General features: G+C 65.8%; 26 protein-coding genes. 20 read left to right on the top strand and 6 right to left on the bottom strand.

Annotation, left to right across the window (positions count from 1 at the left end; translation table 11 throughout):
* The first annotated feature begins 5 nt into the window (after positions 1–5).
* The 4 genes from kdpC (at position 6) to AC1RCO_RS17605 (ending at position 6,214) form a co-directional block, all read left to right on the top strand.
* The gene (kdpC, locus tag AC1RCO_RS17620) at positions 6–689 is read left to right on the top strand and encodes a potassium-transporting ATPase subunit KdpC (protein WP_015636717.1); all 684 of its coding nucleotides are present in this window, start codon (positions 6–8) and stop codon (positions 687–689) included.
* 12 nt (positions 690–701) lie between these two features.
* Positions 702–2,774, top strand: coding sequence for a potassium-transporting ATPase subunit KdpB (gene kdpB, locus AC1RCO_RS17615; RefSeq protein WP_011062825.1), 2,073 nt, complete (start codon positions 702–704; stop codon positions 2,772–2,774).
* Positions 2,775–2,852: 78 nt separating this feature from the next.
* Complete coding sequence (locus AC1RCO_RS17610; RefSeq protein ID WP_342400767.1) at positions 2,853–5,525, top strand: DUF4118 domain-containing protein; 2,673 nt, start codon at positions 2,853–2,855, stop codon at positions 5,523–5,525.
* On the top strand, positions 5,522–6,214 hold the full coding sequence (locus tag AC1RCO_RS17605) for a response regulator (protein ID WP_011062823.1): 693 nt from the start codon (positions 5,522–5,524) through the stop codon (positions 6,212–6,214). The genes AC1RCO_RS17610 and AC1RCO_RS17605 overlap by 4 nt, the downstream gene beginning before the upstream one ends.
* Here AC1RCO_RS17605 and AC1RCO_RS17600 read toward each other — a convergent pair.
* Complete coding sequence (locus AC1RCO_RS17600; RefSeq protein WP_015636715.1) at positions 6,193–6,333, bottom strand: hypothetical protein; 141 nt, start codon at positions 6,331–6,333, stop codon at positions 6,193–6,195. The genes AC1RCO_RS17605 and AC1RCO_RS17600 overlap by 22 nt on opposite strands.
* Positions 6,334–6,544: 211 nt before the next feature.
* On the opposite strand from AC1RCO_RS17600, the gene AC1RCO_RS17595 reads away from it, so the two are divergent.
* Positions 6,545–7,042, top strand: a complete 498-nt coding sequence (locus AC1RCO_RS17595; protein WP_011062822.1) for a GNAT family N-acetyltransferase — start codon at positions 6,545–6,547, stop codon at positions 7,040–7,042.
* Positions 7,043–7,076: 34 nt separating this feature from the next.
* Here AC1RCO_RS17595 and AC1RCO_RS17590 read toward each other — a convergent pair whose 3' ends face one another.
* Positions 7,077–7,562, bottom strand: coding sequence for a GNAT family N-acetyltransferase (locus tag AC1RCO_RS17590; RefSeq protein WP_220223155.1), 486 nt, complete (start codon positions 7,560–7,562; stop codon positions 7,077–7,079).
* A 182-nt stretch (positions 7,563–7,744) separates the two neighbouring features.
* Here AC1RCO_RS17590 and AC1RCO_RS17585 point away from each other — a divergent pair, with 182 nt between their 5' ends.
* The 4 genes from AC1RCO_RS17585 (at position 7,745) to AC1RCO_RS17570 (ending at position 10,356) form a co-directional block, all read left to right on the top strand.
* A complete protein-coding gene (locus tag AC1RCO_RS17585; RefSeq protein WP_019093589.1) occupies positions 7,745–8,179 on the top strand; it encodes a YybH family protein in 435 nt (144 codons plus the stop codon).
* A gap of 67 nt (positions 8,180–8,246) precedes the next feature.
* The gene (locus tag AC1RCO_RS17580; protein WP_011062819.1) at positions 8,247–8,591 is read left to right on the top strand and encodes a YciI family protein; all 345 of its coding nucleotides are present in this window, start codon (positions 8,247–8,249) and stop codon (positions 8,589–8,591) included.
* A 26-nt stretch (positions 8,592–8,617) separates the two neighbouring features.
* Positions 8,618–9,109: an SRPBCC family protein gene (locus tag AC1RCO_RS17575; protein WP_220223153.1), complete on the top strand. Its 492-nt coding sequence runs from the start codon at positions 8,618–8,620 to the stop codon at positions 9,107–9,109.
* On the top strand, positions 9,109–10,356 hold the full coding sequence (locus AC1RCO_RS17570) for an RNA polymerase sigma factor (RefSeq protein ID WP_011062817.1): 1,248 nt from the start codon (positions 9,109–9,111) through the stop codon (positions 10,354–10,356). Before AC1RCO_RS17575 ends, AC1RCO_RS17570 begins: the two co-directional genes overlap by 1 nt.
* 52 nt (positions 10,357–10,408) lie before the next feature.
* Here AC1RCO_RS17570 and AC1RCO_RS17565 read toward each other — a convergent pair whose 3' ends face one another.
* Entirely contained in the window at positions 10,409–11,134 is a 726-nt protein-coding gene (locus AC1RCO_RS17565) for an SDR family oxidoreductase (protein WP_492617902.1), read from the bottom strand.
* Between the two features lie 111 nt (positions 11,135–11,245).
* On the opposite strand from AC1RCO_RS17565, the gene AC1RCO_RS17560 reads away from it, so the two are divergent.
* On the top strand, positions 11,246–12,070 hold the full coding sequence (locus tag AC1RCO_RS17560) for a LysR family transcriptional regulator (RefSeq protein ID WP_011062815.1): 825 nt from the start codon (positions 11,246–11,248) through the stop codon (positions 12,068–12,070).
* Positions 12,071–12,092: 22 nt separating this feature from the next.
* Here the strand turns inward: AC1RCO_RS17560 and AC1RCO_RS17555 are convergent, their stop codons facing one another.
* A complete protein-coding gene (locus AC1RCO_RS17555) occupies positions 12,093–12,947 on the bottom strand; it encodes a LysR family transcriptional regulator (protein WP_015636709.1) in 855 nt (284 codons plus the stop codon).
* An 88-nt stretch (positions 12,948–13,035) separates the two neighbouring features.
* On the opposite strand from AC1RCO_RS17555, the gene AC1RCO_RS17550 reads away from it, so the two are divergent.
* Positions 13,036–13,470: a multidrug/biocide efflux PACE transporter gene (locus AC1RCO_RS17550; RefSeq protein WP_011062813.1), complete on the top strand. Its 435-nt coding sequence runs from the start codon at positions 13,036–13,038 to the stop codon at positions 13,468–13,470.
* Positions 13,471–13,477: 7 nt separating this feature from the next.
* On the opposite strand, the gene AC1RCO_RS17545 is transcribed toward AC1RCO_RS17550, so the two are convergent.
* Positions 13,478–14,125, bottom strand: coding sequence for a TetR/AcrR family transcriptional regulator (locus AC1RCO_RS17545; RefSeq protein WP_492617901.1), 648 nt, complete (start codon positions 14,123–14,125; stop codon positions 13,478–13,480).
* Between the two features lie 151 nt (positions 14,126–14,276).
* Here AC1RCO_RS17545 and AC1RCO_RS17540 point away from each other — a divergent pair, with 151 nt between their 5' ends.
* The 4 genes from AC1RCO_RS17540 to AC1RCO_RS17525 are packed head-to-tail and all read left to right on the top strand — an operon-like array spanning position 14,277 to position 17,764.
* Positions 14,277–14,885, top strand: a complete 609-nt coding sequence (locus AC1RCO_RS17540) for a paraquat-inducible protein A (protein WP_015636707.1) — start codon at positions 14,277–14,279, stop codon at positions 14,883–14,885.
* Positions 14,885–15,499: a paraquat-inducible protein A gene (locus AC1RCO_RS17535; RefSeq protein WP_015636706.1), complete on the top strand. Its 615-nt coding sequence runs from the start codon at positions 14,885–14,887 to the stop codon at positions 15,497–15,499. The genes AC1RCO_RS17540 and AC1RCO_RS17535 overlap by 1 nt, the downstream gene beginning before the upstream one ends.
* A complete protein-coding gene (locus AC1RCO_RS17530; RefSeq protein ID WP_015636705.1) occupies positions 15,492–17,183 on the top strand; it encodes a PqiB family protein in 1,692 nt (563 codons plus the stop codon). The genes AC1RCO_RS17535 and AC1RCO_RS17530 overlap by 8 nt, the downstream gene beginning before the upstream one ends.
* Positions 17,180–17,764 carry a PqiC family protein gene (locus AC1RCO_RS17525; protein ID WP_072450735.1) on the top strand — a complete coding sequence of 195 codons (585 nt, stop codon included), beginning with the start codon at positions 17,180–17,182 and terminating at the stop codon, positions 17,762–17,764. The genes AC1RCO_RS17530 and AC1RCO_RS17525 overlap by 4 nt, the downstream gene beginning before the upstream one ends.
* Before the next feature lie 103 nt (positions 17,765–17,867).
* On the opposite strand, the gene AC1RCO_RS17520 is transcribed toward AC1RCO_RS17525, so the two are convergent.
* The gene (locus AC1RCO_RS17520) at positions 17,868–18,785 is read right to left on the bottom strand and encodes a LysR family transcriptional regulator (RefSeq protein WP_011062808.1); all 918 of its coding nucleotides are present in this window, start codon (positions 18,783–18,785) and stop codon (positions 17,868–17,870) included.
* A 199-nt stretch (positions 18,786–18,984) separates the two neighbouring features.
* On the opposite strand from AC1RCO_RS17520, the gene AC1RCO_RS17515 reads away from it, so the two are divergent.
* The 5 genes from AC1RCO_RS17515 to AC1RCO_RS17495 all read left to right on the top strand — a co-directional run bounded on the left by AC1RCO_RS17515 (position 18,985) and on the right by AC1RCO_RS17495 (position 23,305).
* A complete protein-coding gene (locus AC1RCO_RS17515) occupies positions 18,985–19,743 on the top strand; it encodes a 5-oxoprolinase subunit PxpA (RefSeq protein ID WP_404673783.1) in 759 nt (252 codons plus the stop codon).
* A 95-nt stretch (positions 19,744–19,838) separates the two neighbouring features.
* On the top strand, positions 19,839–20,081 hold the full coding sequence (locus AC1RCO_RS17510) for an acetyl-CoA carboxylase (protein ID WP_011062806.1): 243 nt from the start codon (positions 19,839–19,841) through the stop codon (positions 20,079–20,081).
* Positions 20,082–20,091: 10 nt separating this feature from the next.
* On the top strand, positions 20,092–21,465 hold the full coding sequence (locus AC1RCO_RS17505) for an acetyl-CoA carboxylase biotin carboxylase subunit (protein ID WP_492617900.1): 1,374 nt from the start codon (positions 20,092–20,094) through the stop codon (positions 21,463–21,465).
* Positions 21,462–22,334, top strand: coding sequence for a 5-oxoprolinase subunit B family protein (locus tag AC1RCO_RS17500; protein ID WP_041119562.1), 873 nt, complete (start codon positions 21,462–21,464; stop codon positions 22,332–22,334). The genes AC1RCO_RS17505 and AC1RCO_RS17500 overlap by 4 nt, the downstream gene beginning before the upstream one ends.
* Positions 22,331–23,305 (top strand): 5-oxoprolinase subunit C family protein, encoded by a 975-nt coding sequence (locus AC1RCO_RS17495; RefSeq protein WP_015636701.1) that lies wholly within the window; start codon positions 22,331–22,333, stop codon positions 23,303–23,305. The genes AC1RCO_RS17500 and AC1RCO_RS17495 overlap by 4 nt, the downstream gene beginning before the upstream one ends.
* Positions 23,306–23,327 lie beyond the last annotated feature (22 nt).

Genomic DNA, 23,327 nt, shown 5'->3' with positions numbered 1-23,327 from the left:
TTGTGATGACTACGCAAATGCAAACCCAGGGCGCCACCGCGCTGCTGTTCAAGGGCCTGTTGCGCCCGGTGCTGGTGTCGGCGGTGTTCTTCATGCTGCTCACCGGGCTGGCCTATCCGCTGGTTACCACGGGGTTGGCCAACCTGCTGTTTCCGTTCCAGGCCCAGGGCAGTCTGGTGCAGCGTGATGGCCGGGTCGTGGGCTCGGCGCTGATCGGCCAGGCGTTCGACCGCCCGGAGTATTTCCAGGGCCGCCCGAGCATGACCCTGGGCAGCGATCCGCTGGACCCGAGCAAGAGTGTGCCCCAGCCCTACAACGCCGGGGCCAGTGGCGCCAGCAACCTGGGCCCCACCAGCCAGAAGCTGGTGGACAGCGTGGCCGCGCGGGTCAGCGCCTATCGCCAGCTCAATGGCCTGGCGGCAGACATGCCGGTGCCAGTGGACGCAGTGACCGCCTCGGCCTCCGGCCTGGACCCGCACATCTCCCTGGCCAACGCCCGGCTGCAACTGAACCGGGTGGCCCGCCAGCGGCAAATGGCCGCCGTGGACGTGCTGATGCTGCTGCAGGCGCACAGCGAAAGCCGCACCTTCGGCCTGCTGGGCGAGCCCCGGGTCAATGTGCTGCAACTCAACCTGGCGCTGGATGCCCAAGCGCCCCTGCATTCCTCGCCCGTTGCGGCCAGTGAGTAAGAGACGTCGATCATGAGTAGCAACCCTCGTATAGCGTTGTTCGACCGTGGGCTAGTGCTCACCGCGTGCCTGGATGCCGTGAAGAAACTGCTGCCCCAGGCGCAGTGGAAGAACCCGGTGATGTTCGTGGTCTACCTGGGCAGCCTTCTCACCACCCTGCTGTGGTTCCAGTCCCTGGGCGGCGAGGGTGAGGCCCCCAGCGGCTTTATCCTCAGCATCACCCTGTGGCTGTGGTTCACCGTGCTGTTTGCCAACTTTGCCGAAGCCCTGGCCGAGGGCCGCAGCCGGGCCCAGGCGGCGAGCCTCAAGGGCATGAAGCGCCAGACCCTGGCCAAGCTGCTGCAACAGCCCCGGCATGGCGCCGCCTGGTTGCCCATGGCCGCCAGCGAACTGCGCAAGGACATGGTGGTGCTGATCGAGGCCGGCGACCTGGTGCCCCTGGACGGCGAGGTCATCGAAGGCGTGGCCACGGTGGACGAAAGCGCCATCACCGGTGAATCGGCGCCGGTGATCCGCGAGGCCGGGGGCGATTTCTCCTCGGTCACCGGCGGCACCCGGGTGCTGTCGGACTGGCTGGTGGTGCGCATCAGCGTCAACCCTGGCGAGTCGTTCCTGGACCGCATGATCTCCATGGTGGAATCGGCCAAGCGCCAGAAGACCCCCAACGAGGTGGCCCTGACCATTCTCCTGGTGGGCCTGACCCTGCTGTTCCTGCTGGTGATCGTGACCCTGAGCCCGTACTCGATCTTCGCCGTGGCCATGAGCGGCACCGGCAGTGTGATCAGCGCCACGGTGATGGTGGCGCTGCTGGTGTGCCTGATCCCCACCACCATCGGTGGCCTGCTCTCGGCCATCGGTGTGGCGGGCATGAGCCGGATGATGTCGGCCAATGTCATTGCCACCTCCGGCCGCGCCGTGGAAGCGGCGGGGGACGTGGACGTGCTGCTGCTGGACAAGACCGGCACCATCACCCTGGGTAACCGCCAGGCCAGCGCCTTCCTGCCGGCGCCGGGGATCAAGGACAGCGAACTGGCGCAAGCCGCGCAACTGGCTTCCCTGGCGGACGAGACCCCGGAAGGCCGGAGCATCGTGGTGCTGGCCAAGCAACTGTTCGACATCCGTGGGCGTGACCTTCACGCCCTGGGCGCCAGCTTCGTGCAGTTCACCGCCCAGACCCGCATGAGCGGGGTCGACCTGCCCGAGGGCCGGAGCATCCGCAAGGGCGCGGCCGATGCCATCCGCCGGCATATCGAGGCCCAGGGCGGCAGCTTCCCGCCGGCCTTGCAGGCCAAGGTCGATGAAGTCTCCCGGCGTGGCAGCACCCCGCTGGTGGTCAGTGAAGGCGCCCAGGCCCTGGGCGTGGTGGAGCTCAAGGACGTGGTCAAGGGCGGGATCAAGGAGCGCTTCGCCGAGCTGCGGCGCATGGGCATCAAGACCGTGATGATCACCGGCGACAACCGCCTGACCGCGGCGGCCATCGCCGTGGAAGCCGGGGTCGACGATTTCCTCGCCGAAGCACGGCCCGAGGACAAGCTGCAACTGATCCGCGACTACCAGGCCAAGGGCAAGCTGGTGGCCATGACCGGCGACGGTACCAACGACGCCCCGGCCCTGGCACAGGCCGACGTGGCGGTGGCCATGAACAGCGGCACCCAGGCGGCCAAGGAAGCCGGCAACATGGTGGACCTGGACAGCAACCCGACCAAGCTGATCGAAGTGGTGGAAGTGGGCAAGCAGATGCTCATGACCCGCGGCGCCCTGACCACCTTCAGCGTGGCCAACGACGTGGCCAAGTATTTTGCTATCGTACCGGCCGCCTTCGTCGCCACTTACCCGCAACTGGCGGCGCTGAACGTGATGCACCTGAACAGCCCGAACTCGGCGATTCTCAGTGCGGTGATCTTCAACGCGCTGATCATCGTGTTCCTCATCCCCCTGGCGCTCAAGGGGGTGAAGTACCGGGCCATTGGCGCCGCGGCGCTGCTCAACCGCAACCTGCTGATCTACGGCCTGGGCGGGGTGCTGGTACCCTTCGCCGGGATCAAGCTGATCGACATGCTGCTGGCCGGCCTCGGCCTGGTCTGACAGGGACTTGCAAGGCGGCGCTCTTTCGAGTGCCGCCTTGTCCATTTAAGGATGCACATGGCTGTTCTCGATGCTGACATGCCGCCCCGCGACGGTCGCCCCGATCCCGATGCGCTGCTGGAAAAACTGCAGCAGGACGAGCAAGCGGCCCAACGGGGCAAACTGCGGATCTATTTCGGTTCCAACGCCGGAGTCGGCAAGACCTGCGCCATGCTCACCGCGGCGCGCAACGAAGTGGCCCAGGGCCGCGACGTGGTGGCCGGGGTGGTGGAAACCCATGGCCGGCGGGAAACCGCCGAGCTGCTGCAAGGGCTGCAAGTGCTGGAGCGCCACCGCCTGATGCACCGCGACTACGCCTTGCCGGAGTTCGACCTGGATGCCGCCCTGGCGCGGCACCCGGCGGTGCTGCTGGTGGACGAGCTGGCCCACAGCAACGTGCCCGGCTCGCGCCATCCCAAGCGCTGGCAGGACGTGGAGGAATTGCTGCGGGCCGGCATCGATGTCTGGACCACCCTCAACGTCCAGCACCTGGAAAGCCTCAACGACATCGTCAGCGGGATCATCGGCATCCGGGTGCGCGAGACGGTGCCCGACCACCTGTTCGACGAAGCCCACGAAGTGCTGGTGATCGACCTGCCGCCGGATGACCTGCTGCGCCGCCTCAAGGACGGCAAGGTCTACCTCGGGCCCCAGGCCGAACGCGCTTCACGGCATTTCTTTCGCAAGGGCAACCTGCTGGCCCTGCGTGAACTGACCCTGCGCCGCACCGCCGACCGGGTCGATGCACAGATGCGCGACTATCGCCGCGAGCGTTCGATCAATGCCTTGTGGCCGGCTCGCGAGCGCTTGCTGGTGGGGGTCGCTGGCGACCCGGCGGACGAGCGCCTGGTGCGCGAAGCCGCGCGCCTGGCGCAAAAGCTCGAAGCCGACTGGATGGTGGTGCACGTGGCTTCGGCCCAGCGCCGTGGCGCCGGCGCCGCCCGTTATGCGGCGGCCATGAAGACCCTGGCCCTGGCCGCCGAGTTTGGCGCCGAAACCGCCACTTTGCCCGGCATGGATGTCGTCGAAGCCCTGGTGGCCTGCGCTCGCGAGCACAACGCCAATCGCCTGGTGCTGGGCCATTACCCGCGCAAGGTCTGGCAGTTCTGGCACCAGTCGGTGAGCGACCGCATCAGCCGCCAGCACCCGGAAATCGACCAGATCGTGATCGCCAACGGGCCCTTGAGCCGGCGCCCTGCGCCAGTGGACAAGCCCGAGGCCGGCCTGCCGCCCAGCCGCGCGCCGGCCTACCTGTGGGCGAGCCTGGCGTGCTTTGCCGCCACCGCGGTGGCGGCGCTGCTGCTCAAAGTGTTCGACCCGGCCAACGTGGTCATGCTGTTCCTGCTGACCGTGGTCCTGGTGGCGCTGCGCTACGGGCGGGGCCCCGGCGTCTGGGCGGCGATGCTGGCGGTGCTGTGCTTCGATTTCTTCTTCGTCCAGCCGGTGTGGTCGTTCACGGTCAACGACACCCAGTACTTCTTCACCTTCGCCCTGATGCTGGGGATTGCCCTGATCACCGGCCAGCTCACCGCGCGCCTGCGCCATGAAGCGCGTACCGCGGCCGCGGGCGAGCGCCGTGCCACCTCCCTGGCCGGGCTGGCCCGTGAGCTGTCGGCGGCGTTGACCGAGGAGCAGATCTGCGCCGTGGCCTTGCGTACCTTCAGTGGGGTGTTCGAGGCCCGGGTCGGGCTGGCGTTGCCGGATGCCGAGAACCGGGTGCGGGCGCTGAGCGCCAATACCCTGGCCATTGACGAGAGCATCGCCCAGTGGGCCTATGACCACGACCAACCGGCCGGGCGCGGCACCGATACCCTGGCGGCGGCCAAGGGCTGCTATCTGCCGCTCAAGGCGCCGATGCGGGTGCGTGGCGTGCTGGTGCTTGAAGCCGAGGATGCCGAGCGCCTCAAGGAGCCGGAAGAACAGCGCCTGCTGGAGGCCTGCATGAGCCAGCTGGCGATTGCCCTGGAGCGCGTGCATTACGTCGAGGTGGCCCAGAGCACTGTGCTGCAGATGGAGGGCGAGCGCATGCGCAACACCCTGCTGGCGGCCATTTCCCATGACCTGCGCACGCCCTTGACCACCATCATCGGCGCCGCCGACGCCGCCTTGCCCCACGCTGCGCAGGGCCCGCTCAAGCACCTGCTGGCAGGGATTCACGATCAGGCTTCGTCCATGCAGCGGCTGATCGAGAACCTGCTGGACATGGCGCGCATGCAGGAGCGGGGGGTACGCCTGAATCGCCAGTGGAACTCCCTGGAGGAGATTGTCGGCAGTGCCCTGCGCCAACTGCGCGAGCCCCTGGCCGGGCATCAATTGCGAGTGGCCATGGCGCCGCAGCTGCCCTTGGTGGAAGTGGACGCGCTGTTGCTGGAGCGGGTCCTGGTGAACCTTCTGGACAACGCCGCCAAGTACACCCCGGCCGGGACCCTGGTGCAGATCAGCGCCCGCCAGGTCGACCAGCAGATCATCCTGCAGGTCAGCGACAGCGGCCCGGGCTGCCCAAAGGGCAGTTCCCCGGCCAGCCTGTTCGAAGCCTTCAGTCGCGGTCAGCAGGAATCCGCCGTGGCCGGCATCGGCCTGGGCCTGGCCCTGGCCAAACGTATCGTCGAGGCCCATGGCGGGCGCATCGAGGCCCAGCCTCATGCCGATGCCGGGCTGAGTTTTGTCATCACCTTGCCGGCGGGTCAGCCGCCTTCCATGGAAACCCTATGAGCAGCGCACGCATCCTGATCGTCGAGGACGAAGCCAATATCCGCCGTTTCGTCGGTATCGCCCTGGAGGACGAAGGTTTCCAGGTGTTCGAGGCCGACAGCGTCAAGCGCGCCCTGATCCATGCCGCCAGCCGCCAGCCGGACCTGGTGATCGTCGACCTGGGCCTGCCGGACGGCGACGGCAAGCAGTTGATCAGCGAGCTGCGCGGCTGGCTGGCAGTGCCGATCCTGGTGCTGTCGGCCCGGGATCGGGAGGACGAGAAAGTCGCCGCCCTGGATGCCGGCGCCGACGACTATCTGGTCAAGCCGTTCGGCGTGCCGGAACTGCTGGCGCGGATTCGCGCGCAACTGCGCCGTCATGGCCAGAGCGGTACGGCGGCCGCCACCAGCAAGGTGGCCTTTGGTGCCATCGAGGTCGACCTGGCCACCCATGAGGTGCGCCGCGAAGGGCTGCCTGTGCACCTCACGCCGATCGAGTACCGCCTGCTCTGCGCGCTGATCCGTGGCCAGAGCCGGGTGCTGACCCATCGCCAGTTGCTGCTGGAGGTCTGGGGCCTGGACTACGTCGACCGCGCCCATTACCTGCGGGTGCACATGGCCCATCTGCGGCAGAAGCTGGAGGCCGATCCGGCCCAGCCCCAGCATCTGATCACCGAGTTGCAGGTGGGTTACCGCCTGGTGGGGCTGTGATCCCGGCCCAGGGATTTTTCGCCGCGGCGCCGTTCGTGGACAAAGTCGATGTACAGGGTGATACAGCCGAAGGCGGCAATGCCGAACAGCAGTAGAAGGCCGATCTGGATATTGCTCATGGGAAAGCTCCTGGGGGCAGGACGGGGCGGTTCCGGCCCGCTCGGGCCGGCCACCCTGACGTCGGGGAGCTGATAGATAAGCCCTTGGCGCAGGCGTTGCCAGGGCTTATATGAAAGCTTTACGGCGGCCCCTTCGATCCCTATGCAATGCATACGCAGGCTGCACTGTTGGTAGAATCGGCGGCCCTTCTCCGACCCCAGGTTGCCGCCCATGACCGCTTCGACTCCGCTGATCCGCACCGTCCTGCCCACCGACCTGGACCGCTGCTTTGCCATCGAGACCCTGGCCTACGAAGGCGACGAGGCCGCGACCCGGGACAAGATCGCCACCCGCATCGCCACCTGGCCCGAAGGTTTCATCGTTGCCGAGGTGCAGGGTGTGGTGGCCGGCTTCATCAACTCCGGCGCTACCTTCGATGTGCAGATGGCCGACGAGGCCTTCAAGGAACTGATCGGCCACGACCCGGCGGGCCCGGAAGTGGTGATCATGTCGGTGGTGGTGCACCCGGACTTCCAGGGCCTGGGCCTGTCCCGGCACCTGCTGCAAGCCTTCATCGCGCGCATGCGCGAACTGGGCAAGGCGCGCATCCACCTGATGTGCAAGGAACGCCATGTACCGCTGTACCAGCGCTTTGGTTTTGTCTACATCAAGGCGTCGGAGTCGGACCACGGCGGCATGGCCTGGCACGAGATGGTGCAGTCGCTGTAGAACGGATATCGGGTTTGCAGCCGCGGGCCTGGGGTCAGAACGCCAGCGCCATCCGCCGTTCATAGCCGATCCGGCCCTTGCAGGCTTCGCCGTTTTCCACCCAGCCCAGCTTGCGGTACAGCCTGAGGGCCGGCTGGTTGTCGCTGTCCACCGCCAGGTTCAGGCCCTTGAGCTCGGGCCAGGCCTGGCGGGCGGCCTCAGGCACCGCTTGCAGGCAGGCCTGGCCGAAGCCCCGGCCCTGGTGCCGCCGGTCCACTTGCAGGGCGTGCAGGCTGGCGCTGTCGGCATCGGCCCAGGCCGGCAGGCAGGGCGGGCGCTTGAGCAGCAGGAAGGCCACCGGCCACTCCTCGCTGAGCAGGGCAAAGCCCCTGATCGCTCCCCGCGGCGCGTTGTCGAGGGTGTACAGCGCGCCATGAATGTCCCCGCTAAACGCCTTCTGTCCGGGCAGCACCTCAAGCTCCAGCAAGCGGGCATGCTGGTGGCTGTCGAGCTGTTCGTAAGGCACCAGGCGAGTGGTCACGGGCACGTAGATCCGGTGGGGGGAGGGTGCGGATTCTAGCGATTTTGCCCCGCCGGTAAATTTTTTTATGCGCAGTGTCGATTGCGCGAATGGCCAGACGACTAAGGGTGAACTGAACATTCAACGGCGTGGGTGCAGGGGGTGTTCAGCAGCGGTTCATTCCATTCATGAGGAGTTTCGCCATGCACAATCCATCCAACGAAGCGCAGGTCCGCAGCCTGATCGACAACTGGCAACAGGCTGTGATGGCCCGGGATATCCAGCGTATTGTCAGCTACTACGCCGACGACATCACGTCTTTCGACGCGGTCGGTGCCTTGCAATTCAAGGGCAAGGCCGCCTATCGCGAACACTGGGAAGCGTGCATGCAGGTCTGCCCCGGCCCGGGCATTTTCGAGTTCCATCAGTTGCAGGTGCTGGCCGACGAAGAGCTGGCCTTCGCCCACTGGCTGGCCCATTGCGGTGGCACCGATGCCGAGGGCGTGACCAAGGCCTGCTGGATGCGGGTGAGTGCCGCTTACCAGCGCCGTGCGGGCCAATGGCTGGTGGTGCACGAGCACTGGTCGGCGCCGTTCGACATGCTCACCGGGACCACCCAGTTCGACCTGCAACCCTGAGCAACCAGCGGTTCGCCAAAGCGGCGAACAGCGACCATAGTTGCTCAGCCCGAATCCGGAGGTGCCCATGAAATACCTATGCCTGGTCTACAGCGACGAACAGTTGCTGCACAGCCTGCCCGACAGCCCCGAGGATGCCGAGTGCCTGGCCTATGCCGAGTCGGTCCAGGGCAGCGGGCGGATGCTTGCCGCTGAGGCGCTGCAATCGGTGCACACCGCCACCACGGTGCGCATGCGCGGTGGCAAGCTGTCGATCACCGATGGCCCGTTCGCCGAAACCAAGGAACAGTTGGCCGGTTTCTACCTGATCCAGGCCAAGGACTTGAACGAAGCGATCCAGGTGGCCGGGCAGATACCGGCGGCCCGGGTCGGCAGTGTCGAAGTGCGTCCGGTACGTGAATTGAATCCCTGAAAACAACGATAAACAGGAGTTTCGCGATGACTTTCCAGACCGCGGGCCGCAAGTCCGCCGAGCATGAACTGTCCATCAGCCGCCTGATCGACGCGCCGCGCAACAAGGTCTTTCGCGCCTGGACCGAGCCGGCCTTGCTGGCGCAATGGTGGGGGCCCCACGGCATGACCACTCCGGAGTGTGAAATGGACCTGTGGGTCGGCGGCCAGTTTCGTACCCTGATGCGCGCCCCGGACGGCAGCGAGTACCCGACCATGGGGGTGTTCCTGGAGATCGCCGCGCCGTCGCGGCTGGTGTTTACCGACGCCTACCTGCCGGGCTGGATCCCCTCGGGCAAGCCGTTCATGACCGCTGAAGTGACCTTCGAGGAGCAGGGCGACCAGACCCTCTACACTGCCCGCGCCATGCACTGGACCGAGGCCGATCGCAAGGCCCATGAGGCCATGGGCTTTCACGAGGGCTGGGGGCAGAGCCTGGAGCGCCTGGTGGCCCTGGTCACCCGGGACCTGCCGGACTGATGAGCGACCAGCCTCGGGAAGTCATCGCGGCAACGGTGGCGCAGGTCTACCGCGAGCAGTCGCGGCGGATCCTCGCCACCCTGATCCGCCTGCTGGGGGATTTCGACCTGGCTGAGGAGGCGCTGCATGAAGCCTTCTTCGTGGCGGTGGAGCGCTGGCGCAGCGATGGCGTGCCGGACAACCCGCGGGCCTGGCTGGTGTCCGTCGGCCGCTTCAAGGCGATCGACGCCCTGCGTCGCCGGGCGCGCTTCGCGGCGTCACAGGCGGCGCTGCTCAGCCAGCTCGAGCAACTGGAACAGGACGACTGGAGCGCCGAGGACGTGCAAGACGATCGCCTGCGCCTGATCTTCACCTGCTGCCACCCGGCGCTGGCGGCGGATGCCCAGGTACCCCTGACCCTGCGGGAGATCTGCGACCTGAGCACCGAGGAAATCGCCCGGGCCTTTCTGGCCACGCCGGCCACCATCGCCCAGCGCATCGTGCGTGCCAAGGCGAAGATCCGCGATGCGCGGATTCCCTACCAGGTGCCGGCGTTGAGCGAGCTGCCCGAGCGCCTGGAGAGCGTGCTGCGGGTGATCTACCTGGTGTTCAACGAAGGGTATTCGGCCTCCATGGGCGCCGAGCTGACCCGGGAGGACCTGACCCGCGAAGCCATTCGCCTGGGCTACCTGCTGCTGGAACTGTTGCCGGAAGCGGAGGTGATGGGCCTGCTGGCGCTGATGCTGTTGCACGAGTCACGGCGTGGCGCGCGTCTTTCCAGCGACGGCGAGCTGGTCCTGCTGGACGAGCAGGATCGCGGGTTGTGGCAGCAGGACTTGATCGAGCAGGGCTGTGCCCTGGTAGAGCGCGGCCTGCGCAGCGGCCAGGCCGGGCCCTATTGCCTGCAGGCGGCGATTGCCGCGGTGCATGCCGAAGCGCCGAGTGCAGCACAGACCGACTGGCCGCAGATCGTCGGTTTGTATGACGTGCTGCTGCGCCTGCAGCCTTCGCCGGTGATCGAGCTCAACCGTGCCGTGGCCCTGGCCCAGCGCGACGGGCCCGGTGCCGGGCTGGCGCAAGTGGAAGCGATCCTGCTGCGCGGCGACTTGCAGGATTACCACCTGGCCCATGCCGCTCGTGCCGACTTCTGCCGGCAACTGGGGCATATCGCCGCGGCGCGCCAGTCCTACCAGCGGGCCCTGGCCCTGGTCCGGCAAGCCCCCGAGCGGCGCTTCCTCGAACAGCGCCTGGCCCAGCTCCCCCAGTAGCCGCTGCCGAAGGCTGCGACCGAACCCGCCGGGGCGCCAACCGCGCCCCGGTTCAAGCCTGCTGACGGGTCGCCGCCAGGACGATCTCGCGGATACACACTTGCTGCGGCTGCTGGTAGGCAAAGGCAATGGCCCCGGCCACATCGTCTGCACTCAGCACCGTACCGCCCATGTCCTGTTTCCAGGCCTGGTAACCGGCCTTGATGGCCTCGTCGGTGGTGTGGCTCAGCAGTTCGGTTTCTACCGCACCGGGGGCGATGGTGATGACCCGCACATTGTGCGGCGCCAGCTCTTCGCGCAGGTTTTCCGAGAGCCCGTGGACCGCGAACTTGGTGCCGACATAGGCCACGTGGTTGGCAAAGGTCTTGCGCCCGGCCAACGAACTGACGTTGATCAGGGTGCCCTGGCGGCGCTCGATCATCCCGGACACCACGGCGTGTACGCCATTGAGCAGCCCCTTGACGTTGACGTCGAGCATGCGCTCCCACTGCTGCGGGTCCTGCCGGCTGATTTCCCCCAGGAGCATGACCCCGGCGTTGTTGATCAGGGCGTCCGCCGGGCCGAACCGCGCTTCGGCCTCCGCCACGGCGGCCAGCAGTGCGGCGCGGTCGGTGATGTCCACCGCGCGGCTCAGGCTGTCGGGCAGTTCCAGGGCGTGCAGGCGCTCCACGCGCCGGGCCAGCAGCAGGAGGGGATGGCCGGCCGCCGACAGCAGGCGGGCGGTGGCCTCGCCGATGCCCGAACTGGCGCCGGTGATGATGACGAGAGGCTTGCTCATGGGAGGACTCCAGGAATAAGAAAAATGCATGGCTTTACGGGGCGGGCAGTATATTTAGCCCTCTTGAGGCTGAAAAATGCCTTATTTCTCTGTCTGTCATCGGTATTTTCTATGGATGTCCGCCATCTCAAAGCCTTCCTTGCGGTGTTCGAGGAGCGCAACATCACCGCTGCCGCCCAGCGCTTGTGCATCAGCCAGCCGACCTTGTCGGTGACCATCAAACAGCTTGAGGACGAGTTGGGGGCGCAGTTGTTCCTGCGCCAGCCACGGGGTGTTGAAGTCAGCGAGCAGGCGCGGGTGCTGTATCCCCAGGCCCGACGCATGGTGGCCGAGGCCGAGAGCTTGAGCCGTCTGTTTCGCCAGGACGAAAGCCGTTTGGCGCTGGAGCTGGGAGTAGAAGGTGATATTGCCGACAGCCAGGTCTCCGCTTTCGTACGAATGGCCCAGCAGGCGTTGCCCAACCTGTTGCTGACCTTGCAGGAAGGCTGTGTCGGCGACGCGCGCCTGGCGGTGGAAGAGCTGTGCTGCGAGGACGAATTGTTCCTTCCGTTATGGGAGGAGCCTTATGTGCTGGCGGTGCCGGTGGGGCACAGGCTGCTGGAGCAAGAGCAGCCCCAGCCCCGGGTGGAGGACTGGGTCACTTGCCCGGAGCACGCCTCGCACCAGCGCCTGATGGCGCTCTATGGCGGTGCTGTGCAAGCCCAGGCCGGGCATGCCGGGAGCTTGAAGCAGGCGCTGAACATGGTGGCGGCGGGCCTGGGGGTGGCGATGCTGCCGCTGTCGCTGGTGCAGGGCCGCGAGGGAGTAGAAAGCCGGGCCTTGCACCTGCCGGCGCCCAGCCGGCGGATCGGCTTGTGCTACGCCGTGCAGGCGCTGGAGTCGGCGACCTTGCGCACACTGCATGACTACTTGCGCACCCTGCGGCCAATCGGCTAGCGGGCGGCGCTGACGAGCGCGGTCATTGCAGCATCTGCGCCAGCAACCAGCTGCCCGCCGGCCCTGGCGGGTGCAGGCGCGACCAGAGCGCGTCCACCGCCACGGTGCGCGGCCAGCCACGCACGTTCAGCTCCTGCAACTTGCCCGCGCCAAAACCTTCCACCAGCCAGCGCGGCAGGGGGGCCCAGCCAAAGCCGCCCTGGGCCATCTCCAGCAGCATCAGGTAGCTGGGGGCCGACCAGACCCGGCCCTGGCAGCGGCTGTCGTAGGGGTTGAGCACGGTGGCCAGACGCAATTCACGGTGCTGGCGCAGGCTTTCCTCATCGACCCGGGCCTGCTGCGCCAAGGGATGCTTGCAGGCCACGTAGAGGGAAATCTCACTGCGCTCTTGCATGGTCTTGTGCTCCAGGTCCGCCGGGTAGTCGGCCTGCATCTCGGCAAAGGCGATCTGCGCCCGGCCGCTCTGCACCAGGGCGATCAGGTCTTCGCACTCGGCAATCAGGCATTCCAGCTCGAGGTCCGGGTAACGCTGCTCGAAGGCGCTCAGGCTGCTTTCGAAGCGATCCGACTGGTAGGTGTCCGACAGCGCCACCGTGAGTTTCGCCTCAATGCCCTGGGACAGCTGGCTGGCGGCCATTTCCAGGCGGCTGGTGGCAGCCAGGATTGCTTCGGCACGCTGCAGCAGCACATGCCCGGCCGGGGTCAGGCCGGGCTTGCGGCTGGAACGGTCGAAAAGCTGCACGTCGAGGTCGATCTCCAGGCTGGCCACCGCCGCACTGATGGTGGACTGGCTCTTGCCCAGCTTGCGCGCGGCAGCGGAAAAGGAACCTTGGGTGGCTGCCTGGACAAACGCCAGCAGCACTTCATGTGAGGCCATGAGCTATCGCCCTGCTCGATGGTTATTGATTATGAAGTATCGGCCTTGTCCTGGAAGATCGGCAACACATTCATTCAAGGAGCCGACCATGAGCCTTCAGAAATCCCTTAACGAACGCATCTTCCAGGCGGTAGGTTTTGAACTGCTGGCGGTGCTGATCTGCACCCCGCTGCTGTCCTGGATCATGGACAAGCCCATGGCCGACATGGGCCTGGTGACCATCGGCATCGGCCTGTTGGCTCTGGCCTGGAACGTGGTGTTCAACGGCCTGTTCGACCGGTTGCTCAAGCGCTTGCAGTGGGTCCACAACGGCTGGACCCGGGTCCTGCATGCGTTGATGTTCGAAGGCGGGCTGGTGGCAGTGGGCGTACCGATGATTGCCTGGTGGCTGAATATCAGCCTGCTGCAGGCGTTCATCCTGGACATCGGCGTGCTGCTGTTCTTCCTGCCGTACACCTATGTCTATCACTGGGTCTACGACGTGCTGCGGGACAAGTGGCTGCAACAGCGCCTGGCTCACTGAGCCGGTTTCAGGGCGCCGGGTGCCGCCCTTCGATGGCAGCCAGATAGGCTTCCAGCGCCCGCGGCACTTCTTCGAGCAGCAGCTGGCTCTTGAACTCGGGGTGTTCCAGGGCCAGCTGGAACAGGCCGATGGGCAGGCCGAGCATGGCCATGGCGTAGGCCTCGCGCTCGGCGGCACTGGCCCGGGGAAGGCGCAGCGCCAGGACCTGGCGATAGACGCTCTTGATCTCCAGGCGCAGGTCCGGTGCCTGCAACTGGCCCATGGCAAACCCCGGGTTGATCATCAGCAGCAGGTCGGGGTGCTGCTCCAGGTATTCGAGGATCGGCAACACCATGCGCTCTATCACTTGCCGGCCACTGGACCCCGTCCAGACCTGCGGAGCAACCGCCAGCAGGTCGCTGGTGATGGTGCTCAGGGCTTCGATGTGGCGCTGGCCCAGGGCTTCCAGCACTTGCTGCTTGTCACTGAAAAAATGATAGAGCGAACCGATGGAGGTACCGGCCAGCCGGGCGATGCCGTGCATGGTCAGGTTCGCCGCCCCCTGGCTGGGCAGTAGCCGGGCACAAGCGTCGAGGATCGCCATCACCCGTTCGTGGCCACGGGACTGTTTGGGGGCTCGGTGGGGAGCGGTGGGGGAGGGGATGGATTCGGTCATGGTCAGCGAAATGTCCGGGGGCGCCTATTATGGCGTAGAGCGTGGGGTGCAGTCCTAGAGAAAACTAGACACCATCCTCTACTTTTGCAGAAAATACCCGGCTTCGGGTTCCGTTCAGTGAACCTGCTGTCCTCCTGACTATCTGAAGGCCATGACTATTTCCCGCAACTGGATCATCTGCGAACACTGCGATTCGTTGTACGAGTCCGTGCCGCTCGGCAAAGGCCAGACGGCCCAGTGCTCGCGCTGTGGCGCGGTACTGGCCCGTGCCCGTTGGCTGAGTGTGCAGCAGCTGTTGGCCCTGTCGATCACCGCCGGGTTGTTGTTCGTCTTCGCCAATCTGTTTCCGGTGATCAAGATCAGCCTCGAAGGCCTGAGCAACGAGGCGACCCTCTGGCAATCGGTGGAGGCCCTGGCCCAGGGCCGCATCAGCCTGATTGCCGCGATCACCGGCCTGACCATCATTCTTGCGCCGTGCCTGCAGATCATCCTGCTGTGCTGGGTGCTGGGGTTTGCCAATGTGGGGCGCGCCGCGCCCGGCTTCAAGGCCAGCATGCGCGCTCTGGAGCACCTGCGGCCCTGGAGCATGCTGGAGGTGTGCCTGCTGGGGATCCTGGTGGCCATCGTCAAGCTGGCGGGGATGCTCGATGTGCACCCGGGGCTGGGGCTGTGGGCCCTGGCGATGCTCACGGTGCTGATCATCCTGATTTCCGGCAAGGACATCCGCTACCTCTGGGATGACCTGGAGGGCCGCTACTGATGAGCGCTCCACCCTACGCCCGGGACCACCAATTGATGTTGTGCCACACCTGCGGCCAGGTCTGCCAGGCGTCCGAGCATCAATGCCCGCGCTGCGATTCGCCGGTGCATGCGCGCAAGCCCAACAGCCTGGCGCGCACCTGGGCCTTTCTCCTGGCCAGCCTGATCTTCTACATTCCGGCCAACCTGCTGCCGGTGATGCACACCAGCATCTTTGGCAGCGCCAGTGAAAACACCATCATGAGTGGCGTGGTGGAGTTCTGGAAACACGGTTCCTGGGACATCGCCCTGCTGATCTTCATCGCCAGCGTGGTGGTGCCCTGCAGCAAGTTCTTTGTCCTCGGCACCCTGCTGGTGACCTGCCAGCGCCGCAGCCTCTGGGCCCAGCGCGAGCGGGCCAAGCTCTATCGTTTCATCGAGCTGATCGGCTACTGGTCGATGCTCGACGTGCTGGTGGTGGCCCTGGTGGCGGCCCTGGTGCAGTTTCGTGCCCTGAGTTCGATCGACCCGCGCATGGGTATTCTGTTTTTTGGTTTGGTGGTGGTGCTGACGATGTTGGCGGCCATGAGTTTCGATCCCCGGCTTATCTGGGACGCAGAGGTTGAAGATGTCTGATCATCCAGGTTCCAACGCAGCAAATCCCCCGCCCGTTCCTGGCGCTCCGGCGCTGCGCACGCGGCGTTTCAATGTCTCGCTGGTGTGGCTGGTGCCGATTGTCGCGGCCCTGGTGGGGCTGTCGATGGTGGTGCACAACTCACTCTCGGCGGGGCCGGAAATCAGCATCAGCTTCCAGACCGCCGAAGGCCTGGAAGCCAACAAGACCCAGGTCAAGTACAAGAACGTGGTGATCGGCAAGGTGACCTCCATCGCCCTGAGCGACGACCGCAAGAAGGTGGTGGCCAAGGTCGAGCTGGACCAGTCCGCCGAACCCTTCACCGCCGACGATTCGCTGTTCTGGGTGGTGCGCCCGCGAATCGGCGCCAATGGCATTTCCGGGGTCGACACCCTGCTTTCCGGGGCCTTTATCGGCGCCGATGCCGGCAAGTCGGAAAAACGCAAGGACAGCTTCAAGGGCCTGGAAACCCCGCCGCCCATCACCTATGGGCAGAAGGGCAAGCGCTTTACCCTGCACACCGACGACCTCGGCTCGCTGGACATCGGCTCGCCGGTCTATTACCGGCGCATCGAGGTGGGGCAGGTGGTGTCCTACCAGTTGGCCAACAGCGGCAAGGGCGTGGACGTGAAGATCTTCGTCAATTCGCCCAACGATAAGTACGTCACCACCGACACCCGTTTCTGGAACGCCAGCGGCGTCGACGTGACCCTCGGCGCCAACGGTTTGAAGGTCAACACCGAGTCGGTGTCGTCGATCCTCGCCGGCGGCATTGCCTTCGTCGAACCCAAGTACAGCCCTAACGCCAAGCCGGCTGACGAGAACGCCGAGTACACCCTGTTCGGCGACCAGGACACCGCCCTGGCGCCGCCCGACGGCGCGCCCTATTACATTCGCATGCGCTTCGACCAGGCCTTGCGCGGCCTGTCGGTGAATGCCCCGGTGGAGTTCCTCGGGGTGAACATCGGCAAGGTGGTGTCCATGGACCTGGACTACGACGAGCAGCGCAAGTATTTCCCGACCCTGGTCGGCGCGGTGATCTACCCCGAGCGGCTGGGCAAGGCCCACGAAAAGCTGGTGAAGCAGACTGGCGGCGAAGACGACGCCCGCTCGGCAAAACTGATCGGCGCCTTCGTCAAGAACGGCCTGCGCGCCCAGCCCCGCAGCGGCAACCTGTTGACCGGCCAGCTGTACATCTCCCTGGACTTTGTCACCAACGCCAAGCCGGTGGCCTATGACGCTACCGCACGGCCCCTGGAGATTCCCACTGTGCCTGGCAGCATGGACAAGTTGCAGGAGCAGTTGCAGGCCGTGGTGGACAAGATCAGCAAGCTGCCGATCGATTCCATTGCCGCCAACCTCAATGGCAGCCTGGCGGAGATGCAGAAGACCCTCAAACAGGTCAACGGCGAAGTGCTGCCACAGATGCGCGACACCCTGGAGCAATCCAAGAAGACCCTGGCCAGCGCCAACGAGAGTTTCTCCGAAGACTCGCCGCAGCGGCAGAAACTCGGCCAGGCCATGGAGGAAGTGCAGCGCACCGCGCGTTCGGTGCGGGTGCTCAGCGATTTCCTCGGGCGTCATCCTGAAGCGCTGATCCGCGGGCGCCTCAAAGACAATCAACCGGATGCCTACCAGTCGCCATCCTCCTCTGTTCGCGAATCCGTACCGGAAGCCCAGCCATGAAAACCCGTGCCCTGTTGCTCTGCCTGACCCTGGGACTTGCCGCCTGCAGCTCCGCGCCCACCCATTACTACACCCTGCTGCCACCGGTGGCCGAAGGCAGCAGCGCGGCCCGCACCGGGGGCCCGCAGTTCGAAATGTCCACGGTGCGGATTCCGGTCCAGGTGGACCAGCCGCAATTGGTGGTGCGCCAGGACAGCGGCACCCTGGCGATCCTCGAAACCCAGCGCTGGAGCGCGCCGCTGGTGGATGAGTTCCACGACGCCCTGGCCAGCCAGATGGAGCAGAAGCTGGGTACCCGCAACCTTGAAGGCCTGCCCAAGCAGCCCGGGCGCCCGGTGCTGTCGTTGCAGACCGATGTGCGGCGCTTCGAGTCCCTGCCCGGGCGCTATGCACTGATCGATGTGGTCTGGAGCCTGCGCCAGCGGGGTGAGGGCGGCCCGGCCCGCAGCCTGACCTGCAGCAGCCAGATCCGCCAGCCGGCGGGTGTGGAACTGAACAGCCTGGTCCAGGCCCATCAACAGGCCATCGCCCAGCTGGCCGGGCAGATTGCGGGCGCGGCGCGTAGCTGGACCTGCCCCTGACTAGGTTTGTGTAGCCGCTGCCGCAGGCTGCGAACGTCTCCGTAGGAGACGCGTGGATCTTGAGGCCGCTGGAGGTTCGGCAAGAGATCGCCAAGCAAGGTGTTCAGCGCCGGGCGCTGAGTTGCTGGGGCGCCAGGAAGGCGTCGTGGAAATAATCGCGCAGGGCCTGCATGGCCGGCGTGAAGGTACGCTCGCGGTGCCAGGCCAGCCCCACGCTCATGGGCGTGACCGCATCGCTCAGGCTCAAGGTCTCGATACGCTTGCCTTCCAGTGACCAGGGCCGGTGCACCAGATCCGAGAGGATCGCCACGCCGCTGCCGTTGGCCACCATGCTGCGCACCGCTTCCACCGAGCTGGTGCGCACGCGCACCCGGGGCTGCTGGCCGGCCTGTTCCCAATAACGCATGGCGCTTTGCTCGGCTTCGTCGACGGTGAGCAGGATGAACGGCTCCTCGGCCACGTCCGCCAGGCTGATGCTGCTGCGCTCGCACAGCGGATGGTGGGCCGGCAGCCACAGCCGGCGCTCGGAGTTGAACAGGGTCTGCGAGACGATGTCCGGGTGCGTCAGGTTGGCGGTGAGTACCACTGCCATGTCGAAGCGGCCTTCCAGCAAGCCTTGCTCGATGGCCTGGCGTTCCTGTTCATGGAGCTCGATGGTGACGTCCGGGTGCCAGTGCTGCAGGCGCTGCAGGTGGTGCGGCAGGAAGTAGCCGATCACCGTGTAGCTGGCTGCCAGGTGCAATACGCCGCTGGCCCGATAGTCCGGCAACGGGCTGTTCAGGGCATCTTCGACGCTGCGCAGGATCACGTAGGCGCGATTGAGAAAATGCCGCCCGGCATCGGTCAGGTTCATGCCCTGGGCCGAGCGCACGAACAGCTGCACGGCGAGCATCGCCTCCAGCTCCTTGATCGCCGTGGTCACCGCCGACTGGGAAATATTCAAGTGCAGCGCCGCCTGGGAAATCTGCCCGATCTCGGCGGTAGCAACGAAATAGCGCACCTGGCGCAAGGTCAACGACACGGCCCATTCCCCTCTAACGCTGCAGGAGCCGGCTTGCCGGCGAAAGCGATCGTGCAAGCGCCTGTGCCGTCACGCATCACGCTGCCTGCTAGCTTTATCTGTTTTTCAGAACAAGCTCTATCTGATAATAGATCTTCCCAAGGGGTCAAGGGCGCTCTAATTTTCGTCGCACGAAGTCACGAGAGTTGGAGCAACAGTGATGCAGGCAGTGGATTTCAATTCGGACATGGGCGAGAGCTTCGGCCCGTGGACCATCGGCGATGGCGTCGACAACGAGCTGATGGGCTTTATCAGCTCGGCCAATATCGCCACCGGCTTTCACGCCGGCGACCCCGGCACCATGCGCCGCACCATCGAACAGGCCAAGCGCCTGGGGGTAGCCATCGGCGCCCATCCGGGGTTTCGCGACCTGGTGGGTTTCGGCCGCCGGCACATCAATGCCCCGGCCCAGGAGCTGGTGGACGACATGCTCTATCAGCTTGGCGCCCTGCGGGAAATGGCCCGGGTACAAGGCGTGAAGCTGCAGCACATCAAGCCTCATGGTGCGCTCTACATGCACCTGGCCCGGGACGAGGAAGCGGCGCGGCTGCTGGTGCAAAACCTGCGCCGGCTGGAGCCCGAGTTGCTGCTGTATTGCATGCCCAATTCGGTGATCTGGCGTGTGGCCCAGGAGCTGGGGCAGCCGGTGATCCGCGAGTTCTACGCCGACCGCGACTACGACCTCAGCGGCTCCATCGTGTTTACCCGCAACGTCCGCGCCCTGGACCCGGCAGCCGTGGCGGCCAAGGTGCTGCGCGCCTGCCAGACCGGCCTGGTACGCACCGTCGAAGGCGAGGAGCTGTTCCTCGAATTCGATTCCATCTGCCTGCACAGCGACACCCCGGGTGCCCTGGACCTGGTGCAGGCCACCCGAGCGGCGCTGGATCAGGCCCGTATCGAGGTCCGCGCACCGCGTTGAGGCGCATCGACACGAAGCACCGCGCACAGACGCGGGGTTCATCTGGTTTTGTTTTTTTTGCCTGCCTTTCTACAACTATTCCAAAAGGAACAGACATGGCCGAATACAGTGTTATCACCCCCTTGCCGGGCACCTTTTATCGCAAGGCCACCCCGGAGTCGGCGCCTTTCGTCGAGGTCGGCGACAGCGTCAGCGCCGATACCGTGATCGGCCTGATCGAAGTCATGAAGCAGTTTTCCGAACTGACCGCCGGGAGCGCGGGTCAAGTCAGCGCCTTTCTGGTGGAAGACGGTGATCCGGTGGAACCGGGTCAGGTCGTCGCGACGCTCGAACAGTGAGGGCCGGGGCATGACTGGATCAATCAACAAATTGCTGGTGGCCAACCGTGGCGAGATTGCCGTGCGCATCATTCGCGCGGCCAAGGCCCTGGGGATTCCCACCGTTGCCGCCTGCAGTGAGGCGGATGCCGATTCCATGGCCGCACGTATGGCCGATGAAGTGCAGATCATCGGCCCGGCGCGGGCCGACAAGAGCTACCTGAATGTCCAGGCCCTGCTCGGTGCCTTGCAGGCCAGCGGTGCCAACGCGGTACATCCGGGCTATGGCTTTCTTTCCGAGAACGCCGGTTTCGCCGAGGCGGTGGTCGAGGCCGGGGCGATCTTCGTCGGTCCCAGTGCTGAAACCATCCGCCGCATGGGTGACAAGGCCGAAGCCCGGCGCACTGCGCAGGCGGCGGGAGTGCCGGTGGTACCGGGCTCCCCAGGAGAACTCTTCGACCTGGACAGTGCGCTGGCGGCCGCTGAAGTCGTGGGCTTTCCGTTGTTGATCAAGGCCAGTGCCGGCGGTGGCGGGCGCGGGATCCGCCTGGCCCAGGACGCGGCGCAATTGGCCGAGGAATTCCCTCGGGCGCAACGCGAAGCCCAGACCGCGTTCGGCAACGGCGCAGTGTACCTGGAGCGTTTCATTGGCCGTGCGCGGCACATCGAAGTCCAGGTGTTGGGCGATGGCAAACACGCGGTGCACCTGTTCGAACGCGAGTGCTCGCTGCAACGGCGCCGGCAGAAGATCTTCGAGGAAGCGCCGTCGCCGGTACTCAGTGCCGAGCAGCGTGAGCAGTTGTGCAGCAGCGCCGTGCGCCTGACCCAAGCCCTGGGCTACCAGGGCGCGGGCACTCTGGAATACCTCTACGACGACAGCACCGGCGAGTTCTTCTTTATCGAGATGAACACGCGGATTCAGGTGGAGCACCCCATCAGCGAGCTGATCACAGGCATCGATCTGGTCCAGGCCATGCTGCGTATTGCCGGGGGCGAGCCCCTGGGTTTGCGCCAGAGTGATATCCGGCTTAACGGCGCGGCCTTGCAGATGCGCCTGAACGCCGAAGACCCGGCGCGGGATTTCTTCCCCAGCCCGGGCAAGGTCGAGCAGTTGATCTGGCCGCAAGGCGCCGGGGTGCGAGTCGATAGCCACCTGTACCCGGGCTATGCTGTGCCGCCTTACTACGACTCGCTGCTGGCCAAGCTGATCGTCCATGGCCGTGACCGTGGCGAAGCCCTGGCCCGGGCGCGGCTGGCCGTGGAACACACCACCCTGACCGGCATGGCCAGCACCTTGTCGCTGCACCGTGAACTGCTGGCCGAACCCTGGCTGGAGCAGGCCGACTTTCACACCGGAACCCTGGAAACCTGGCTGGCCGAGCGCCGCGCCGGAGGTGTCGCATGAACCTGCCTATCCGCTACAGCTTTGGTGCCGACGAGCACCTGTTCGCCGAAGTCAGCGACAGCATGTCCCTGGAAGCCTTCTTCAAGGGCATGGCGGTGACCCGCGCGGTGGAGCGCCTGGAATTGGATGGCGTGCTGGATGTGTGCCTGGCCAATGCTTCGTTCCAGATCCGCTTCGACCCGGACCGCATCGCCCCGCAGGATCTGCTGGAGGCGGTGCAACAGGCCGAGGCCTGCGCGGTGGCCGAGCGCAGCCTGCATACCCGGATCATCGAGATCCCGGTGCTCTACAACGACCCCTGGACCCATGAAACCCTGATGCGCTTTCGCGACCGGCACCAGGACCCCAGCGCCACCGATCTTGAGTACGCGGCGCGGATCAACGGCCTGGCGGATGTCGAAGCCTTTATCGCCGCCCACAGCGGCGCGCCCTGGTTCGTCTCCATGGTGGGCTTTGTGGCGGGCCTGCCGTTCATGTTCCAGATGGTCGAACGTGAACGGCAACTGCAGGTGCCCAAGTACCTGCGGCCACGCACCGATACGCCCAAACTGACCCTGGGCCATGGCGGCTGTTTCGGCTGCATCTACTCGGTGCGCGGTGCCGGCGGCTACCAGATGTTCGGCGTCACCCCGGCGCCGATCTACGACCCGCAGCAACAGTTGGCCTACCTCAAGCAGCACATGGTGTTCTTCCGTCCGGGGGACATCGTGCAGTTCAAGCCCATCGATCGTGAGGCTTACGACCAGGCGGTGGCCGAAGTCGAGGCCGGGCGTTTCGACTTGCGCATCCGCGAGGTGGAGTTTTCCCTGGATGCCTTTCTCGCCGACCCGGTCGGCTATCCCACGTCGCTGCAGGAGGTGCTGGCATGATCAAGGTCATCAAACCGGGCCTGGCCACATCGGTACAGGACCTGGGTCGCGAAGGTTTCTATCACCTGGGGATTCCGCCGTCCGGGGCCCTGGACCAGTACGCCCTGAGCGCCGCCAACCAGCTGGTGGGCAACCCGGCGGGGGCAGCGGGGCTGGAGTGCACCTTGCTCGGCCCTGAGCTTGCATTCAGCACCGATGCCCTGGTGGCGGTCTGCGGTGCCCACATGACCCCCAAGCTCGATGGCGTGGACATGCACCTGGACACCGCCTTTGCGGTCAAGGCCGGGCAAGTGCTGCGCTTCGACTTTCCCAAGGCCGGGGCCCGGGCGTATCTGGCGGTGGCCGGTGGCATCGATGTGCCGCTGGTGCTGGGCAGCCGCTCGACTTACGCCCTGGGTACCCTGGGTGGTTTCCAGGGCCGGCGCCTGGTGGCGGGTGATGAGCTGCCGGTGGGCGTCGCCAGCGGCAAAAGCCGTCCCGGTGCCAGCTTGCCCATGGCGCTGCGCCAGTCCCTGGGGGGCGAAATCACCCTGCGGGTGGTGCCGGGCCTGTACTACGAGCGCTTGAGCGAGGCGGCCAAGGCCAGCTTCTTCGCCGAACCCTGGACCGTGGGCTCGGAGGCGGACCGCATCGGCTATCGCTTCAAGGGCGGCAGCGCCTTGAGCTTCCAGCCCAGGGAGCAGCCGTTCGGTGCCGGTTCCGATCCGTCGAACATCGTCGACAGTTGCTATCCCATCGGTTCGATCCAGGTGCCGGCGGGGCTCGAACCCATCGTCCTGCACCGGGACGCGGTGTCCGGTGGTGGCTACGCGATGATCGGCACGGTGATCAGCGCCGACCTCGACCTGATCGGCCAGATGCAGCCCAACCAGAAGGCCCGTTTTGTCGCGGTGACCCTGGAAGAAGCGCTGGAGGCCCGGCGTTCCTACAAGAAAAAGCTCAGTTGCCTGAGCAAGTTGTTCCCTTCCTGACCTTCTTGCTCGTGTAGCCGCT

This window comes from Pseudomonas sp. GW823-FHT03E05, assembly GCF_058796855.1.
Note: the sequence above shows the minus strand (reverse complement) of the source record. Positions and strands in the feature narration are given on the sequence as shown.